Origin of the sequence: Chloracidobacterium sp. (assembly GCA_016716305.1) — a bacterium.
Taxonomy (GTDB): domain Bacteria; phylum Acidobacteriota; class Blastocatellia; order Pyrinomonadales; family Pyrinomonadaceae; genus OLB17.
The window spans coordinates 419,347-437,447 of record JADJWP010000002.1; the positions used below are offsets into that span (position 1 = coordinate 419,347).

Below are 18,101 nucleotides of genomic sequence, written 5' to 3' on the forward strand. Positions count from 1 at the left end.
GAAAGTCTTAGTTCATTCTCCGCGAACGGTCAGCGAATATTACGACCGTTCCGAACAAATAATCGTGCAGAGCCCTGCCTTTACTGCTGAACAATGAGGTAAGGAAGCCCAGCCCCACAGATGCAAGCAGCAAAAGGTAGCCAACCGTCTGGCGCAGAACCATCGCCTTTAAAGACGGAGGGTTGCCTGAAATGTTAACGATCGTGATACCGGCGACCATCTTCCCGATCGATCGGCCGCCGATCGCCGGCAGGACGATCAAGTTTGCCATCGAGATCAGTACAGCCGTGATCCATCCAACATTGTTCAGTTCGCCATTCAGTAGCGAGGCACCGTCACTTCCCATCATCCTACCCAAAATGAGAAATACGACCGGCCCGACGACCACAAGCATGTAATCGATCAAGGCTGCTCCGCATCGCAATAGGAATGGAGCCCGCACAGCCTCGGGCGTAAACCCGACGATAGTCTCGACGGCACGTACCCGTCCTGCGCTTCCGCGGCTGATTGGCTGTGAGGTCATAGATGAGGTCATGCCGAACTAGCCAACAACAAAATGAAGCGTGGTATCGCCGATCCTCAGCTTGTCGCCGCTGACGATCGTATGCGGTTTGTGCGGTGCGAGCCTGACCGAATCGTTCGAAACGGCCGAAAGGATCGTACCGTTCGAGGACCCGAGGTCCTCGACAAGAAAATTCGAACCCTCTCGCCAAATTCGGGCATGACGACGAGAGATCTTCGTTTGCGGATCGTACTTTGACAGATCGACCTCTGGAAAAATATTGGACATCGGATCGCGCCGCCCGACAAGGTTCTCGTCCTTCAAGAGCGAGAATGTCGGAGCCGATAGTTCGCCGGTTCCCTCGACAAAAAGTTTTGCCGTAGCGGAACCCGACGAATAGATCCCCGAATGGACGCCCTGCTGTGCGATCGGCTGCTTCGAACCGCAAAAAGCGCAAAAAAGGTCGGTCGCGACGATCCTCTGCCCGCAGAAACCGCAAAATACGTTCTGGTTGGCCAGGCTCACTGAGGCCGGGATCTCCGAGACACCGTATGTCACCAGTCCGGCATTAAGGTTGCTGAGGTGCTCTTCGAGAACCTTGCGCATCTCGGCAGCAGACGTGAACCGAGAGTCGGCGTTGTACTCGACCGCCTTCATCAAGATTCTCTCCATCTGATCGGACAACTGCGGATTTATCTGCCGAGGCCTCGGGTTCTTCTGAAAATCGAATATCAGCAGAGGATTGCTCTGTGGGTCGGCACCTGTCATCAAATGAAACATCGTTGAACCAAGACTGTAGATATCTGACCGCGGTTCAACATTGCCGCTAAACAGTTCCGGCGGAGCGTATCCCATCGTCCCGACCGCCGTAACGCCTTTTTCTTCTTTCTGACTGATCGATCGAGCGATGCCAAAATCTATAAGCATCACGCGGCCCGAATTCCCATCGACCATGATATTCGATGGCTTAAGATCACGATATACGATCGTCGAAGGCTGGCAATGGAGATAGTCGAGGACGTCGATTATCTGGATCGCCCATTCGGTAACGGTCTTTTCATCGATCTTGCCCTCAGGTGCAGATCGCAGCCGGGACGAAAGATCGCCGCCGGAAATATATTTCATTACCAGATAGAAACGGCCCTCGGAGGCATCGTAAAAGTAATCGAAGATCGTCGGGATGGACAGATGGTCGAGCGAAGAAAGGATCATCGATTCGCGTTTGAAATCGTTTATCGCCTTTTCCTGCTGCTCGTCTTCGATATGTGCCTGGACCATCTCCTTGACGGCCCTCAGTACGCCGCCAAGATTATTGTCGCTTGCGAGATAGACGGCACCCATGCCGCCGCCGCCGATCTTTCGAATGATCTCATATCTCGAATTAAGTATGGTCCCTTCCTGCAGAGGCTTCAGCTTTGTCGATTTTCGTCCGTCAGTATCGCTGTCGCCGGTGGTCGACGATGTAAATGATCCGCCCGAGGTATCCACATTCGCCACCGCCGCCGGCGGTTCGGCAACCGGCGGGGTCGGCGGCTCCGCAACAGCGTTAGGCCGCTCCAGCTTCGTATCAGCTTCGTCCATCAGGTTCGGGATCTCGTTCTCCATTATCCTGACCGAATCAAATGTAGCTCCCGATCTGAACGGGTCATGGGCTGCAAGCTCGTCCGTCGGCATTTTTATCTCTGGCTCAGGCTCGAATTCGGCGGCAGGTTCCGATTGAGCGGCCGGAACGGCGGCGACATCCGTCGGAACTTCAGTTGCGACAATAGCCTCAATGACCGGCGTTTCTGCTTCAAAGGGAACCTCGATCTGGGCCGATCGTTCCGGTTCCGCCGTGCTTTCATCATCGATGATCGAGCCTTCGACTTCCGGTGAAGCATTCTCCCGCGGCTCTTCGGCCACTTCTAAAGGAACGGCCGCGATAGTGGCACCGTGCGACGAATCTACTAGCAGTTCATCGGCCTGAAACTCGGATGTCGACTTGGGGACGACAAAATCATTCGTCTTCTCTTTGTCGACGATATCGGTCAAAATGCTCGGCACCGGTACTGCGTCCACGTCTGACGGAAGCGCTTTTTCAGCAGCCGCATTTTCGATCACGGGGTCACCGGCCGATAACATGTCGGCCTGCGGCTCAGGCGCCGTCGGAGCAGCGGTTGACTTAGCCGCCAATCGGGCTGCTTCGTCCGGAGCCATCATTATCGTGCTCTCAAATGCTTCGTCCGGTTCTGCCGGGCTCTCGGCCGCCGGTTCGGGCATCGCAATTGGCTGCAGGCTAATACCACAGAACGGGCAAAACACATCGTTCTCCGATACTTCGGAACTGCATTCATGACAACTGATCATTTGCTATATTTGGGCAGTTTTCGTCTGCCTAACCGTCAATTCGAAATCTCAAGAAGGTCTTGCCGACAATGATCTCATCGCCCTCGTTAAGGACGTGCGGACTGCCGGGCAGAAGGCGGCGTCCGCGATTGACGAACGTGCCGTTCGTCGAACCCAGATCTTCGATAGTGTATGTGTCTTCATTTCGGCGGATCCGGGCGTGCCGGCGGGATACCTTTGCGTCCGGGTCGAACGAATCGAGATCAACGTCTGGAAAAATTCCGTTATCCGCATCCCACCTGCCAATGTACGATTCCACGGCGCTGAGCGGAAACTCAGTGTTCGCCGCATCACCACGCTCGATTATCAAGCGAGCGTGCATCGTACCGGCTGATGCGTCAGTTTTTTCACGGCCCGCATCGCCGTTGCTGTCGATCTTTTCAACAAGGGGCGGAATTCCGACCGACGTAACACTTGAACGGCGAAAATCAGGGCTGCTGATGGTCTGCGGCATCGGTTCCGGCACCCGGTGAACCGGTGCAGGTTGCGGCGGCGGCGCTTGGACGGAGGCCAATCGAGTTCCGCACTCATCGCAAAATCGCGAACCTTCAATACTCTGTTTTCCGCACGACGGGCAATTGTTCATTTTCGCAAAACGGCGCAGACCTTCGGGACCCAGGGAGCCCCTGATATAATAACCTGAAAAGCATTCTATCTCTTAATGTAAAATTCGTAAATCGGCTAGTGCATATCAATCGGCTTCCGAAGTGGCGCGATCGGCGCGGCAAGCTCGCTTCCGGCATATTGATGATCGCAGTTTTTTGAAACTTGGCCGAACATGTGGTCGTAATAACGGCTTGACGCGGCTTTGCGGTTGATAAGGGCACGTCTAGATTCACTTAAATTGTTCAAATCAGAAGAATAGAGGAAATTCAGATATGGCATTGAGCCGAAAGAAGAAGATCATCATCGGAGCGTCCATCGGCCTGCTTCTTGTGATCGTCATTGTTGCGAGCATCTTTGCGACCCGCAAAGATACGCCCGAGGTCACGGTCGTTAAGATCGAAACAAGGCCCGAGCTGCGATCGACCGTAACGTCGTCAGGCGAGATAAGGCCGATCCAATTCATGAACCTAACGAGCGAGGTCCAGGGACGCATCGAGGAGATCTACGTGAAGGAGGGTCAGAAGGTCAACAAAGGCGACCCGCTTGTTCGGCTCGACCCAAATCAGCTTGAATCGAGTACGGACGCTCAGTTTGCAGCTTTGCAGACCGCTCAAAATGATGTTCGCTCGTCTGAAACGCAGATCTCAGCCGCTCAAAACCAGTTGGCACAATCGCAGCAAGCTCTCAATGTCGCTCAAGTTGCTGTCGATAACGCAAGACAGGGAGTTGTGACCGCCCAAACCGAAGTCGACCGTGCTCAGGTCGAATTGAATGCCGCGAACCGCGAATTGCGCCGAAACGAGCAACTTCTCGAAAGCGGAGTCATCTCTCGTCAGGAATTCGATTCTGCTCAGGACCGTGTTGAGAATGCGAAAGTCGCTTTGAATACCTCAAGGGCAAGGCTTGAATCGCAGAAGATATCTATTCGCGACGCAACGGCGCGCGTACAGCAGCAGGAGGTTGCCGTTCGAGACGCCCGGCGGGCCGTAGAGACGGCAACGATAAACGTCCGCTCAACCCAGTCGCGTGCCGATCAGCAGGCTGCCGTTCTTCGTGGCCAGCGGAGCCAGCGCGACAAGACCCTGCAGGTTGCCCCGATCAGCGGCGTTATCGCCGAGATCCCCTCGCGTGTCGGTACATTTGCGGTCGCGGGACTGTCGACGACCGCTTTGTTGACTATCGCAGATATGTCAACGATAAACGTTGAGGTCAAGGTCGATGAGACCGAGATCGACAAGGTCGCCGTCGGCCAGAAAGCAAAGATCAAGGTAGATGCATTCGGCGAGACCGAGATCGAAGGCGAGGTTACTCAGAAAACCCCGCTCGCGGTCGGCAAGTCGCAGACGAGTGGCGGTCTCTCGACGAACATCAATGTACAGGAAGCTAAGGAATTTCGCGTCGTGATCCAGCTTACAAACCTCTCTGAGGAGGTCAAGAACGGTCTCAGGCCCGGAATGAGCGCGACGGCAACAATTACGACCAATACCGTCCCCAACGTGATCGCGGTCCCGTTGCAGGCGATCGTCGAGAAAAAACCGGACGCAACGCCGGAGCCTACGGTTCAGGGCAACGCCCCGACACCGGCTGACAGGCCGAAACCTATCAAGGGTGTTTACGTCCTCGACGGGAACAAGGCAAAATTCGTGGCCGTTGAGACCGGAATTACAGGCGAATCTGACATTCAGATCTTGTCGGGATTATCCGAAGGTCAGGAAGTCATCACCGGGCCGAGCCGGATCTTGAATACGATGAAGGAAGATACGGTCGTTAAGCGGCAAGTTAAGAAAGAAGGCGAAGTCGCGGCAAAATAGGTCGCACGCAGGATAGCTAATGTATAAATTCATGGAAAACGGAGAAAGCGAGGGTGCGGCCGAATCGAACGGAGCAACCGGCTCCAACGGCGCTCTTATCTCGATGCACAACATCTGGAAGACGTATCAAATGGGCGTCGAAGAACTCCACGCGCTAAGGGACGTTTCTTTCAGGGTCGAGAAAGGCGAGTACCTTGCGATCATCGGGCCCTCCGGCTCAGGCAAGTCTACGCTCATGAATTTGATCGGCTGTCTCGATTCGCCGACGAAAGGCCAATATTGGATAAACGGCCAGCTTGTCTCGGAAATGACCGATGACGAGTTGGCGCGTATTCGTAACAAGGAGATCGGTTTCGTTTTTCAGACGTTCAACCTTCTAGCCCGTGCCACTGCCCTTCATAATGTCGAACTCCCGCTGATATACGCCGGGCTGCGGGCGGGCGAACGTCACGAAAAGGCTCAGGCCGCTCTTGAGTCGGTGGAACTCGGCGACCGTGTCCTTCACCGTCCGAACGAACTATCCGGCGGACAGCGGCAGCGTGTCGCGATCGCCCGGGCGCTCGTAAATCATCCTTCGATATTGCTTGCCGATGAGCCCACCGGTGCACTTGATTCAAAAACGAGCGTCGAGATCATGGCTCTTTTCGAAAAGCTCCATGCCGAGGGCAACACCATCATTATCGTCACGCACGAACATGAGGTGGCCGAACGCGCTCACCGGATCATCACCATTCGCGACGGCCGGATCGAAAAGGACGAACAGGTGAGATGATCGAGAATTTGCCGGGACACGTCGGACCGGTGTTCATGATCACGACCTTTGTTTGCGTGATATGGTTTCTCCATATTATTCGATCGAACGCGGCTGATGCGCTTTCGGGCAAACTGCTACTATTTCTGATCCCGGCCTGGTTGATCTTCCAGACCATCATCGCGATCGGCTGCACATATCTGAACACATCCGCCTTCCCTCCTCGGCTCTTTTTGTTTGGCGCCGGGCCAGCCCTCATTCTCGTGATCGGATACCTTTTTTTTGCCCGAGGATCTCTGATCGCCAAAATGCCGCTTGGAGCCCTCACGGTCATTCACGTGATCCGGATACCGGTCGAGATCGTTCTCAGTTGGCTCCACGATGTAGGGTCAGTGCCCGCGATAATGACATATCACGGGCAGAACTTCGATATTATTTCAGGTTTGACCGCGCCGATTGTCTATCTCATCGCATTTCGCAAAGGAAGGGTAAATGTGCCTGTTTTACTTGTGTGGAACTTGGCGGGTTTGGCATTACTGTTGAATATCGTGATCACGGCTGTACTCTCCGCACCGACGCCGCTTCAGCTGCTGGCCTTCGATCAGCCCAATCGTGCGGTGCTGTACTTTCCTTTCATCTGGCTCCCGACGATCGTCGTCCCGATCGTTCTTTTCTGCCACTTTGCATCTCTTTACAAACTACTTGTGACCAGGCGGAGTGAATCTGACATCTAACTTTTCTGCGAACTGTGCGTATAATCAGAGCGTCGACCGTTGGATCAGATGAATTTCGCCGAAACACTTAAACTCGCTATTGCTTCGATCCTTGGAAACAAGCTTCGGTCATTCCTCACGCTATTGGGGATGATCATCGGCATGACCGCGTTCATGATCGTGCTTTCGCTGCTTCAGGGTTTCAATGGCTACGTGGATGAAAAGATCGCCGGTATTGGTTCCAATACATTCACGGTCATGCGCTTCGGCTTCGACGACTTCAAGGACAGCGACACGATCGCGGCCGCACAACGACGAAACAAGGAACTCGATTTTGCAGAGCTTGACTTCTTGAAACGCAATGCCCGACAGATAGGCCAGATCGGGGCAAAGGCCGGAAACACGACCCGCGACGTAAGGTTCGGGACTCAAACACTCGCCGATGTGTCGATCAGCGGCGTTGAGCCGGTGATCGCCGAGCTCGAGAATGTGGACATCGCAGAGGGGCGATACTTTTCCGATGCCGAAAACAGAAATTCTACCCGTGTGGCATTCGTCGGGGCCGATGTCGCGAGCAAGCTCTTTCCCAAAGGCGGTGCGCTTGGCAGCGAGATCTCGATCCAGGGCATTCCGTATCGCATTATCGGCGTTCAGGTAGCGAAAGGAAGCGTCTTTGGCCAATCGCAGGACAATTTTATCCTGCTGCCGATCGAGACCTTTGGAGCGAATTTTGGCGGATTGAAATTTAGCCGCGCGCCAAGTTTTATAGTCAGTCCGAAAGAGGGAGTGAAAATGGCCGATGCAGTGGACGAGGTCCGGAGCCTGCTTCGGATCAAACGAAAGCTCGAGTCTGGCGAAAAAGACAATTTTGGGATCATCACACCTGACGCGATCAGCGGCCTTCGGGACAGTCTCTTTGGGACGATCTCGATCGTCATCCTCATCGTACCTGCGATCGCGTTGTTGGTAGGTGCGATCGTGATAATGAACATCATGCTTGTTGCGGTGACCGAGCGTACGAAAGAGATCGGCATCCGCAAAGCGGTAGGTGCAAAGCAATCGGATATACTTCGGCAGTTTCTTTTCGAATCGGCGTTGCTTGCAGCTATCGGCGGGGTCATCGGCCTGGTTCTGGCTTTGGTCGCCGGCCAGGCGATCACGGCATTTGTGTTCCCGACACGTATCCCATGGTGGGCAGCCGTGGTCGCCATCGGTGTATCGGCAGCCGTCGGGATTCTGGCCGGATTGTTCCCTGCATGGAAAGCGGCACAGTTAGACCCGATCGAGGCGTTGAGGGCGGATTGAAATGACAGTTGCTACCAGCAGACTATACGAAAACCTGAAGATGGCGATCGACACGCTCCGGAGCAACAAGCTGCGGTCCTTTTTGACGATCATCGGCGTCGTGGTCGGCGTGATAACGGTAATGCTCATTTCGTCGATCATCTCAGGAATTCAATTGGCAGTTGAGCAGCAGGTCAAAGCGTTCGGAACACGATCGATCTTCGTTTACAAGATGGACGTGGGGATCCGGTTCGGTCGCCCTAGCCGTGAAGAAAGGATGCGGCCAAATCTTACGCTTGACGATGCCCTTGCGCTTAGGGGCCTATCAGAACTCGAAACGGCCGTGCCGCGATTGGATGTTTCGAGCGGACGTTTCGGCAACGCTACCGTCGTCTCAGCGGGCGGAAAGCAATCGACCTCGATCAATTTGATGGGTACGCTTCCTGAGATCGAAGCAGCGGGCACCGAAGAGATCGTCGACGGTCGATGGTTCACACAATCGGAAAACGACAACAAGAAGGACGTTTGCGTGATCGGTGATTTCGTCAGAGAGACGTTCTTTCCGTATCGAAATCCGGTCGGCGAGACCATCGAGATCAATGGACGTGCCTTTACCATTATCGGCCTTTTGCAGAAGAAGGAACAGTTTCTTGGCGGCGGAGGCGGGCGAGGCGATCAGAGCAATACGATCTATTTGCCGTTCGAATCGGCCGCGCGAATAAAGCCGAACGCCGATGATATCTTCATAATGGCGATAGCGCGTGAGGGCAGGCTTCGACAGGCCCAGGATCAGGTAGAAGATCTGCTTCGTGTTCGCCGCCAGGTCTCCTACGGCGAAAAGAACAATTTTTCACTTTCGACGGCAGACAGCATAATCGATCAGTTTCAATCGATCACGGCAGGCGTCGCATTGGCGATGGTGGTGATTTCCTCGATCGGCCTTCTTATCGGCGGGATCGGCGTTATGAACATCATGCTTGTGTCCGTCACCGAACGGACCCGAGAGATCGGCATTCGTAAGGCCCTCGGTGCCAAGCAGAGCGACATTCTGCTGCAGTTTCTTATCGAAGCCGGAACGCTCACGGGGTTCGGCGGTCTTGTGGGCTTGCTGATCGGATGGGCACTGACACAGCTTATCAGCCTCGTCTTTCCTTCGTACGTGCCTTATTGGGCACCGCCGCTTGGATTTTTCGCCAGTGTCCTTATTGGTCTCTTCTTTGGGCTCTTTCCGGCGTGGAAGGCCGCAAGACTCGACCCGATCGAGGCATTGCGTTACGAATAAAAAACCGGGCCCGTCGCTATTAACGGACCCGGCATTCCTTATTATCGTATCGGACTAACTTGGGTTTCCTGAGAAGAAGGCACCGATCACCCTGAAAGTAATCCCGATCAATGCGAATATCAGCGTAATTGCCCACGCCGATCCCGATGAGATCTTGTTCGTGATCCGAAGCCCGATCGCCGCCAAAACCCAACCCCATATCAAAAAGATGTCAAAGGCGCTGATGAGCGTAACAAGCACTGGGCTTGCGTCAGACCCAAAAAGGACCGATGGATTTGCATTGACGACGCCGCGCTGGCTTGCCGCAATATCTATGTCGTCGGGTGATTTGAAGAACAGTACTATGAAGTTTGCGATCATGCCGACCACACTCGGGGGCAGAGACGCATAAACCCATGTTGAAAGACCGTGCAGAAAGCCGCCGGTCCCGCCAAAAGCCTTGGCTCCAAGCCAATAAAACAGGCCGCCGACCAGCATCGATATCACGACCAGAAGAGGCATCACATAGCGTACTACGCTCCCGATCGTCATATTCATGTCGACCATGTTCGACTTTTGCTCGGGGCTCATCGACCCGCTTTGCGGGCTTTTGTCGATCTGCTCGGTCATGAACCGCCGCATACCAGCGTCACCGACCTTATAGTAAAGACCGAATGCAAATCCGGTGACAAGTAACGAGATGATGACCGTTGCGAGGACGAAACGCGGCTTTTTCCGCAGATCTTCAAAGGTCCGGCCGGGTTCAAGGAAGATATTCCCGAGCGTCGCAATTTCCGACATCTCGTGCGTTTCGACTACGATCTTCTCGGGCGGCGGCGGTGCCTCCCATTCTGCCTGATTTTCAGCTTCCATTCGTTTCTCTCCTGTAAATGGCGGTCTAGAGTGGACGACGTTTCGATCAGAGACAATACAGTCGTCAAATTGTGTTGCTGCTGCATCGTGACTTACGTAAAACCGAAGTTCCGCGTTTCAATTTTCTCGGCTCGTGTCGTTCTACAATTTTTCTCCAATACGGATACAGGCCGCCATGTGGCCTGTTGTGACTTCGACCAACGCGGGCTCGACGTTCGCGCATTCACCGATGGCGATCGGACATCGAGTGCGAAAGCGGCACCCCGACGGCGGATCTATCGGCGTCGGAACGTCGCCGGAAAGTATGATCCGCTCTCGCCGCTGCGTCGGGTCCGGCAGCGGGATCGCAGAAAGTAGAGCCTTGGTATAGGGATGCTGAGGATCTTCATAGAGTTCCTCTGCATCTGCGATCTCAACGATCTTGCCGAGATACATCACCGCGACCCGGTTTGAGATATGTTCCACCACCGCAAGCCCATGCGAGATAAAAAGATAAGTCAGCCCAAACTCCTGCTGCAGGTCCTGGAGCAAATTTACGACCTGCGCCTGAACCGATACGTCGAGTGCCGAGACCGGCTCATCACAAATGATAAGCTTCGGGTTGAGGGCAAGTGCACGCGCGATGCCGATGCGCTGCCGTTGTCCGCCTGAGAATTCATGGGCGTAGCGATCCATATACTTCGGATCGAGTCCGACCTTTGACAAAAGATCGGCCACCCGGTCGCGACGCTCCTGCCTGTTTCCGATGCCGTGGATCTTCAACGGTTCGGAAACTATACCGAGGATGCTCAATCGCGGATTAAGGCTCGAATACGGGTCCTGGAAAATGATCTGCATTTCCCGCCGCAGTAACTGCATCTCTCGATGTGGAAGCCCGACGATATTCTTGCCTTCAAACCATACTTCACCGCTTGAGGGCTCGTGAAGCCTGAGAAGACAGCGGCCGACCGTCGATTTTCCGCAGCCTGATTCGCCCACGAGCCCAAGCGTTTCGCCTGACGAGATCTCGAAAGACACCCCGTCGACTGCCCGCACCACGTCATCACTATCCTCCACTGGAAAATGCTTAACAAGATCGCGAGCTGCGAGCAATACGTCTCTCTGGGTTTTCGCTGCGACAGATTCCATTTGCTTGCTTCGAACGTTATACAGCCCCGATCGCTTCAACTCGGGCCGGTTCGTGGAGGACGCATCTGACTTTGGAACCGCCGCCAATTTCGTAAAGACCGATCTGTTCGACCGAACACCGTTCCAGCCGAAACTCGCATCGCGGTTCGAAATGGCAGCCGGGCGGCAGATCGGTCGGGCTTGGCACCACGCCTTCGATCGTCTGAAGCCGTGCGTTAGCCACCGTTTTATGAGCGTTCAGTTTCGGAACCGAATGAAGCAGCCCGCGGGTGTATGGATGCTTCGGGTCGCGGAACAATTCCGCTACGTCCGATTCCTCAACGATCTTTCCGGTGTACATCACACATACCCTGTCGGCAACATCTGCCACGACGCCAAGGTCATGCGTTATCAAAAGCACCGCAAGCTTACGTGATGTCCGCAGCTCATTGAGAAGCTCCAGTATCTGCGCCTGAATGGTTACGTCCAAGGCTGTCGTCGGCTCATCGGCGATCAGCAATTCCGGATCGCAAGCGAGGGCCATCGCGATCATCACCCGCTGCCGCATACCTCCAGAAAGTTGATGTGGGTAATCGTCCACGCGCCGTTCCGGTGAAGGTATCGCGACCTCGCGCATTGAGGCGATCGCGGCCTCGCGAGCCTGTTTCTTGTCGAGCTTCCGATGCAGCCTGAGCGCCTCTGCGATCTGTTCCCCGACCGTAAAGACCGGATTTAGCGACGTCATCGGATCTTGAAAGATCATTGCGATATCGTTGCCGCGTATTTGCCGCAATCGCTCGTCGCTCGCCGTCGTCAACTCTTCGCCTTTGAACTTGATCGAACCGGCCGCGATCTTTCCAGGCGGATAGATCAGCCGCATTATTGACAATGCCGTGATCGATTTGCCGCAGCCCGATTCCCCGACGAGCGCCAGCAATTCTCCCTCCTTGATCTCAAAACTCACGTCGTTTACCGCCCGCACCAGGCCGGCACGCGTCGGAAAATGGGTCTGAAGTTCCTTTACCTCAAGAAGATCGGTCATCGCGGTCTGATAAGAAGTGCCGAAAACGACCAGAACATCGATCGGCTCAAACAAGTCTACCGTAATTCTCGTATTCGCTGAAACCGCCAGAACACGGGATTTCTGGAATCGGAAGCAACTATTTTCGTCGCAATTTACTCAAATGAATGATATTCTTAACGTCGATCGGCCGTTCCTCAAAACCCAAGGGAGATCTTATTTGTGAAGTTACGTATTAATATTTCATTCCTTGCAATAGTGTCGCTCGTTTTCGCTGCCGGGGCCTTTGCGCAGACGCAAAGCGCATCCAGGCCGTCGCAGAACACACCGGCAGTAACAACATCCACAAAAAAAGCTGTCACAGTCGAGAACATCGAACAGGATGTCGCCGAAGCTCTTTCGCTCATCGAATCTAAGCACGTCGTTGGAAAAAAGATAAATTACAACGACGTTTTTAAGAGTTCGATCGACGGTATGCTCCATTCGCTCGATCCGCATTCGAATTATTTCGATGCCAAGGAATTCGAACAATTCCGGACCGATCAAAGCTCTCGCTATTTTGGGATCGGCGCGACCATCGGCGATCTTAGCGACGCCCAGGGCAACGTCGTTGCAACATACATCCGCGCGACCTTCGAGAATGCGCCCGCAAATCGTGCAGGATTGCGATTCGGCGACAAGATCGTCGAGGTCAACGGAACGTCGATGATCGGAAAGCCATTTTCAGAGGTTCGCAACTTTCTGCGAGGGCCTCGCGGCACCGCGGCTAAGATCGTTGTCGAACGACATGGCAGCGGCAAGCGTGAAACTGTCGAGATCGTTCGCGATGCCGTTCCGCAGCCATCAATAGCCGAAGCGTATATGATCCGTCCGGGCGTCGGCTATATCGCGATGACCGGCGGTTTTAATCAGACGACCTACGGCGAGTTTGCCGAAGCAATGCGTACGCTAAAGGCAAAGGGGATGAAGCAGCTTGTTCTCGATCTCAAGAATAATGGCGGCGGCCTTGTTGGTCAGGCCTATCGCGTAGCGAACACGTTCCTTTCTACAGGCCAGACAGTTTTCACACAAAAAGGCAGGCTTGAAGGCACGACCGAACCATATCGTGCCGAGAACCCCAACCCTGAGTCGATGCCGATCGTTGTCCTTGTCAATCGAAATTCAGCATCGGCATCCGAGATCCTTGCGGGAGCGCTGCAGGACCACGACCGTGCGCTGATCGTCGGCGAAACGACCTTCGGCAAGGGATTGGTGCAGAATCCGTTCATACTCGATTACGGTTCGATGCTTTTGCTAACCATCGCGAAATACGAAACGCCTTCTGGCAGGCTCATTCAGCGCGATTACTCTGACGGCAATTTGTACAGCTATTACACCAAGGGCGGGATCGGACGTGATGATGAGACCGGGCCAAAGCAGAATGGTCAGGAGAGCAAGACAGACTCGGGACGCGTGGTTTACAGCGGCGGTGGAATAACACCTGATGTTGAGGTCAAGGCCGATACCATTCCGGTCGAACAAGCCCGATTTCAGCAGCGTCTGACCAACCCGATCTTTGCGTTCGCGCTTGACCTTGCATTTGGCAAAGTAAAGGGCCTCGAATCATTCAAGATCGATCGTCCGATCACGTTCTCTTACGACCTCGCTCCGGCCGACCTTGTGATTTCCGACACGGTTTTCGAGAGTTTCAAAAACTTCGCTGTCGAAAAATATAAATACACGCCTGCTCAGATCGAGAAGGAACGCAAGTTCGTCGAGCGGGTGCTTCGTTCCGAACTCGTCACCGCCGCCTACGGCAGTACCACATCGTTTCAGGTCTTCAATGAGTATGACAACCAGCTGATGCGTGCGATCGAACTGCTGCCTCAGGCTCGCCAGCTTGCGATCGATGGTGCGAAGGCACGTTCAAATGCGACAAGCAAGAATACCGGCGCGAACAAATGACACGGCACGATTCTCGTTAAAAAAAACGGTGTCTCGAACGAGACACCGTTTTTTTCATTGCGAAGACTCTGAAGTTCTCAGCCGAAAAGCCAACCGATCAGATAATAACCGCCAATTACCGCACCGGCCAGGATCGCGACCAACAGAACGATCCCGATGCCGACGAACAGTTTGAACTTGCGGTATCTGTTCTCATCAGGCGGCGAAAGCTGGTTCTGCGGAAAATATGGCGGAGGTCTGTTCATAATTGTTGGATTAAGTCTGACACATCAGCGACCCGATTCCAAATAGCTATCGCGGAAGCGGCCTTTCAAGATTCGCCAGGCCATAGGCCATCACCGCCATTACCGAACCGACGCGGGCGAGTTCGTCCGGTTTCACCTTGTCAAAAGTGTCGGCCGAATTATGGTGGTAGTTAAAATAAGTTCGAGTGTCGAACCAGGGAGCGAACGAAGGAACACCAAGCCGTGTGAGAGGTCCGATATCTGCACCGACGCCTGTTTCCATCCGGGACAATCCTGAACCGTGATGTCGCAATATCGCGGAAAGCGGTGCGAAGAACGGCATTGCCTCGGGCTTTCCGGCAAAAAGGAACCCAAGCGGATGCGAGGCTCCGAGGTCGCTCTCAAGTGCGGCAAAATGATTCTGAATATTCGCCGATTCCGCAGCCGCATACTGCGTCCCGCCTACCAACCCGTTTTCCTCATTCATATAAGCAATGAACCGGATCGTCCGTTTTGGCCTTAATTTGAGTTGGCCCAGAAGGTAAGGCACCTGCATTGAGACGGCGATGCCGGTTGCGTCATCGAGCGCTCCGGTTCCGAGGTCCCACGAATCGAGATGGCCGGAAACGATAACGATCTCATCAGGCCGGTCAGATCCCTTTAGGTCCGCGATAACGTTATAGCTCGTCGCATCCGGAAACGTCCTTGGGGTCAGCACAAGACGAATGTTGGTCGGGCCCATGCGGACCAGATGATCGATAAGGTCGGCATCCTCGCTCGAAACGGCAGCAGCAGGTATTTTTGGGACGTTCGTGTCATAACGCATCGCCCCTGTATGAGCAAGCCGATTCTGCGAACCGCCGGCCGAACGGACAAGGGCCGCAACGGCCCCGAGACGAGCAGCGGCAATGGCGCCGCCAGATCGAAACTGGACCGCTTGACCATACGCCTGGGAACCAAATCCGGCTGCAGCCATCTGCCGATCAAATTTCCCGTTGAAAAGCACGATCTTGCCGGCAACGGCGCTGCGGCCAAGAGCATTAAGCTCTTCGTAACTGCTTACGACCACAATTTCTGCGGTCAAACCGGATTCGGGCGTTGCAATACTTCCGCCGAGAGCGGTCAATACGACCTTTTGAGTCGATCCGGGTGCCATCCCTACGAATTTTACAAGTTCGCCCGTTTCTTTGCCGCGTTCCCAATGCGGCACTTTTAGCTCCTGCAAACGCACTTCGAGCCCGAGCTTACGCATCTCTTCGGCGACGTACTCGACCGCTCGCTGAGCTTGAGCCGATCCTGAAAGCCGCGGCCCGATATTGTTCGTTAAATAGGCCGTCTGACGATACGCATAGTCGCTGGCGATCGCGGCATCACGAACCGCCTTGAGTTCAGCCAGCGTTTTTTCGGAATAAAGAACGGGCGTAGGTGAGGCGGCCTGTCCGAAGAGCGCAGCCGAAAAACAGAGAATGGCTAATGCTGTCAACGATATTCGCATGGCCAACATCTTAGCTGATGCGTTAATCATTGCCAAAGTTATATGCAATAATAGGGGTGTTCAACCAATAAAATAAGATCTTCGGTGAATCAAATGAAACGTTCAATTCTGTCGGCTTTCCTCCTGTTCACGTTTGCCGCTGTCGGCGTAGCCCAAAGCACCTTCACATTCGACGACCTTGTTGCGGTCAAACGCGTTGGCGATCCACAGGTGTCGCCCGCCGGCGATCTGGTCGCATTTACGATCGGCACTGTCGATAAGGCCGCCAACCGTACACTCACACATATTTACACCGTGCGTCTTGACGGTTCAGGATTGAAACAGATCACCTCTGGCGACCGTTCGGCGTCGACCCCACGATGGTCGCCGGACGGAAGGCAGTTGGCCTTTGTGACCGGCGGACAGATCTGGCGAATGGACGCCGACGGCGACGACAAGGAGCAGATAACCAGGATCTCTACCGGAGCCGCTAATCCCGTTTGGTCGCCCGACGGCAAGTGGATCGCATTCAGTTCTGAGGTCTATCCGGAATGTACGACCGATGAATGCAACAAGGCCGAAGACGCCCGAGTCGCCGCAAGTAAGGTACAGGCAAAGGTAGCCGAGCGGCTGTTGTTCAAGCATTGGAACGAATGGCGTGATCGTAAGCGGACACACGTCTTTGTCGTCGCAAGCAACGGCGGAACTGCAACCGATCTGACACCCGGCGACTTCGATTCGCCGCCATATTCTGCATCGACCGGCGTCGATTACGCCTTTTCACCGGATTCGACCGAGATCGCATTTCTCAGGAACTTTGACCCCGTTGAAGCAACCTCGACAAATAGCGACATCGTAGTAATGTCGCTTTCGACAAAGTCGCAAAAGAACATCACCCAAAACAATAAGGGCTACGATGTCGAACCCGTTTATACACGAAATGGCAAATACATACTTTTCCGCTCTCAGGCGACGGCGACGTTCGAGGCCGATCGATGGCGCATCATGCGGTACGACCGATCTTCGGGCGAAACCGTCGAACTGACCCGCGGTTTTGACCAGATGGCCGATCACATCGTTTTGTCGCCCGATCAAACGACGGTCTATTTCACAGCCGGCGAACGCGGAAGGTCGCCGATCTTCAGCGTTCCGGTTGAACCCGATCTTCGCCTGCGGATCGCAACCCATGTCAAGAAGGTGCTCGGCAATGGCAGCTTTAGCAATTTGAGCATCACGCGCGACGGCCGCCGGTTCGTCTTTGTCAAAAGCTCGATGAATGAACCGGCAGCGGTCTTTTCCGCGCAAGTCGGTTCGGCGGAGTTCAAGCAGATCAGTCCGCCAGATCGAAAGTTTCCCTTCACAACTGTCGAGGAGACGGAATGGCGCGGTGCATTGAATCGAAACATTCATGGCTGGGTGGTGAAGCCGATCGGCTTCGACCCTTCAAAGAAATATCCGCTTATCGTATTGATCCACGGCGGACCGCAGAGTGCGTGGAATGACAGCTGGGGCTACCGATGGAATCCGCAGATGTTCGCTAATGCCGGCTATGTCGTCTTTATGCCAAACCCACGCGGCTCGACCGGCTATGGCCAGCAGTTTGTAAACGAGATCTCAGGTGATTGGGGCGGCAAGGTATTCACCGATATCAAGAACGGCGTCGCCGAGGTGATAAAGCGGCCCTATATTGACCCAAACCGGATCGGTGCTGCAGGTGCGAGTTACGGCGGTTACATGGTCAATTGGATCCTCGGACACAACAATGACCCGCGTTTCAAATTCAAAACACTGGTTTCGCATGCCGGCGTCTATAATCTCGAGAGCATGGCGACAGCGACGGAAGAGATCTTTTTCGTTAACTGGGAGTTCAAGGGAATGCCGTGGCAAAACCCGGTGCAGTATCAGAGATGGTCGCCGAACAAGTTCGTCAATAATTTTTCGACACCGACGCTCGTCACCGCCGGCGAACTCGATTACCGCGTGCCGGTCGATCAGAGCCTGCAGTTGTTTACGACGCTGCAGCTTAAAAAGGTCGAGTCGAAACTCATTGTATTCCCCGACGAAGGCCATTGGATCCTAAAGCCGCAGAATTCGGAATTTTGGTACCGCAATGTCATCGAGTGGTTTGGAAAGCACTTAAAGTAA

Annotated in this window: 15 protein-coding genes; 7 read left to right on the forward strand and 8 right to left on the reverse strand. The window is 54.3% G+C overall.

Annotated features, from left to right (window positions below):
* Positions 1–7: 7 nt before the first annotated feature.
* From IPM28_03745 to IPM28_03755, 3 genes are read right to left on the reverse strand one after another with little or no spacing between them, the layout of a single operon-like run.
* A complete protein-coding gene (locus IPM28_03745) occupies positions 8–523 on the reverse strand; it encodes an RDD family protein (protein ID MBK9172106.1) in 516 nt (171 codons plus the stop codon).
* A gap of 18 nt (positions 524–541) precedes the next feature.
* Positions 542–2,848: a protein kinase gene (locus tag IPM28_03750; protein MBK9172107.1), complete on the reverse strand. Its 2,307-nt coding sequence runs from the start codon at positions 2,846–2,848 to the stop codon at positions 542–544.
* A 28-nt stretch (positions 2,849–2,876) separates the two neighbouring features.
* Positions 2,877–3,341 (reverse strand): FHA domain-containing protein, encoded by a 465-nt coding sequence (locus IPM28_03755; GenBank protein ID MBK9172108.1) that lies wholly within the window; start codon positions 3,339–3,341, stop codon positions 2,877–2,879.
* A 424-nt stretch (positions 3,342–3,765) separates the two neighbouring features.
* Here IPM28_03755 and IPM28_03760 point away from each other — a divergent pair, with 424 nt between their 5' ends.
* The 5 genes from IPM28_03760 to IPM28_03780 are packed head-to-tail and all read left to right on the forward strand — an operon-like array spanning position 3,766 to position 9,334.
* The gene (locus tag IPM28_03760) at positions 3,766–5,304 is read left to right on the forward strand and encodes an efflux RND transporter periplasmic adaptor subunit (GenBank protein MBK9172109.1); all 1,539 of its coding nucleotides are present in this window, start codon (positions 3,766–3,768) and stop codon (positions 5,302–5,304) included.
* 31 nt (positions 5,305–5,335) lie between these two features.
* Complete coding sequence (locus tag IPM28_03765; protein MBK9172110.1) at positions 5,336–6,076, forward strand: ABC transporter ATP-binding protein; 741 nt, start codon at positions 5,336–5,338, stop codon at positions 6,074–6,076.
* Positions 6,073–6,789, forward strand: coding sequence for a hypothetical protein (locus IPM28_03770; GenBank protein MBK9172111.1), 717 nt, complete (start codon positions 6,073–6,075; stop codon positions 6,787–6,789). The genes IPM28_03765 and IPM28_03770 overlap by 4 nt, the downstream gene beginning before the upstream one ends.
* A gap of 48 nt (positions 6,790–6,837) precedes the next feature.
* Positions 6,838–8,073, forward strand: a complete 1,236-nt coding sequence (locus tag IPM28_03775; GenBank protein ID MBK9172112.1) for an ABC transporter permease — start codon at positions 6,838–6,840, stop codon at positions 8,071–8,073.
* 1 nt (position 8,074) lies between these two features.
* A complete protein-coding gene (locus IPM28_03780; protein MBK9172113.1) occupies positions 8,075–9,334 on the forward strand; it encodes an ABC transporter permease in 1,260 nt (419 codons plus the stop codon).
* A gap of 54 nt (positions 9,335–9,388) precedes the next feature.
* On the opposite strand, the gene IPM28_03785 is transcribed toward IPM28_03780, so the two are convergent.
* From IPM28_03785 to IPM28_03795, 3 genes are all read right to left on the reverse strand, one after another.
* Positions 9,389–10,186 carry a YIP1 family protein gene (locus IPM28_03785; GenBank protein MBK9172114.1) on the reverse strand — a complete coding sequence of 266 codons (798 nt, stop codon included), beginning with the start codon at positions 10,184–10,186 and terminating at the stop codon, positions 9,389–9,391.
* A gap of 141 nt (positions 10,187–10,327) precedes the next feature.
* Entirely contained in the window at positions 10,328–11,314 is a 987-nt protein-coding gene (locus IPM28_03790; GenBank protein MBK9172115.1) for a dipeptide ABC transporter ATP-binding protein, read from the reverse strand.
* A gap of 16 nt (positions 11,315–11,330) precedes the next feature.
* A complete protein-coding gene (locus tag IPM28_03795; protein MBK9172116.1) occupies positions 11,331–12,335 on the reverse strand; it encodes an ABC transporter ATP-binding protein in 1,005 nt (334 codons plus the stop codon).
* Between the two features lie 201 nt (positions 12,336–12,536).
* Here IPM28_03795 and IPM28_03800 point away from each other — a divergent pair, with 201 nt between their 5' ends.
* Positions 12,537–14,258: a S41 family peptidase gene (locus tag IPM28_03800; GenBank protein ID MBK9172117.1), complete on the forward strand. Its 1,722-nt coding sequence runs from the start codon at positions 12,537–12,539 to the stop codon at positions 14,256–14,258.
* Positions 14,259–14,335: 77 nt separating this feature from the next.
* Here IPM28_03800 and IPM28_03805 read toward each other — a convergent pair whose 3' ends face one another.
* Both IPM28_03805 and IPM28_03810 read right to left on the reverse strand, forming a co-directional pair.
* Complete coding sequence (locus IPM28_03805; protein ID MBK9172118.1) at positions 14,336–14,503, reverse strand: hypothetical protein; 168 nt, start codon at positions 14,501–14,503, stop codon at positions 14,336–14,338.
* 46 nt (positions 14,504–14,549) lie between these two features.
* Entirely contained in the window at positions 14,550–15,986 is a 1,437-nt protein-coding gene (locus tag IPM28_03810) for a M28 family peptidase (GenBank protein MBK9172119.1), read from the reverse strand.
* A gap of 84 nt (positions 15,987–16,070) precedes the next feature.
* On the opposite strand from IPM28_03810, the gene IPM28_03815 reads away from it, so the two are divergent.
* Positions 16,071–18,101, forward strand: coding sequence for a S9 family peptidase (locus IPM28_03815; GenBank protein MBK9172120.1), 2,031 nt, complete (start codon positions 16,071–16,073; stop codon positions 18,099–18,101).

Bases quoted from the DNA above. Each gene is read 5' to 3' on its own strand.
- IPM28_03745 (MBK9172106.1), bottom strand. From the start codon at position 523: ATGACCTCACAGCCAATCAGCCGCGGAAGCGCAGGACGGGTACGTGCC.
- IPM28_03750 (MBK9172107.1), bottom strand. From the start codon at position 2,848: ATGATCAGTTGTCATGAATGCAGTTCCGAAGTATCGGAGAACGATGTG.
- IPM28_03755 (MBK9172108.1), bottom strand. From the start codon at position 3,341: ATGCCGCAGACCATCAGCAGCCCTGATTTTCGCCGTTCAAGTGTTACG.
- IPM28_03760 (MBK9172109.1), top strand. From the start codon at position 3,766: ATGGCATTGAGCCGAAAGAAGAAGATCATCATCGGAGCGTCCATCGGC.
- IPM28_03765 (MBK9172110.1), top strand. From the start codon at position 5,336: ATGGAAAACGGAGAAAGCGAGGGTGCGGCCGAATCGAACGGAGCAACC.
- IPM28_03770 (MBK9172111.1), top strand. From the start codon at position 6,073: ATGATCGAGAATTTGCCGGGACACGTCGGACCGGTGTTCATGATCACG.
- IPM28_03775 (MBK9172112.1), top strand. From the start codon at position 6,838: ATGAATTTCGCCGAAACACTTAAACTCGCTATTGCTTCGATCCTTGGA.
- IPM28_03780 (MBK9172113.1), top strand. From the start codon at position 8,075: ATGACAGTTGCTACCAGCAGACTATACGAAAACCTGAAGATGGCGATC.
- IPM28_03785 (MBK9172114.1), bottom strand. From the start codon at position 10,186: ATGGAAGCTGAAAATCAGGCAGAATGGGAGGCACCGCCGCCGCCCGAG.
- IPM28_03790 (MBK9172115.1), bottom strand. From the start codon at position 11,314: ATGGAATCTGTCGCAGCGAAAACCCAGAGAGACGTATTGCTCGCAGCT.
- IPM28_03795 (MBK9172116.1), bottom strand. From the start codon at position 12,335: ATGACCGATCTTCTTGAGGTAAAGGAACTTCAGACCCATTTTCCGACG.
- IPM28_03805 (MBK9172118.1), bottom strand. From the start codon at position 14,503: ATGAACAGACCTCCGCCATATTTTCCGCAGAACCAGCTTTCGCCGCCT.
- IPM28_03810 (MBK9172119.1), bottom strand. From the start codon at position 15,986: ATGTTGGCCATGCGAATATCGTTGACAGCATTAGCCATTCTCTGTTTT.
- IPM28_03815 (MBK9172120.1), top strand. From the start codon at position 16,071: ATGAAACGTTCAATTCTGTCGGCTTTCCTCCTGTTCACGTTTGCCGCT.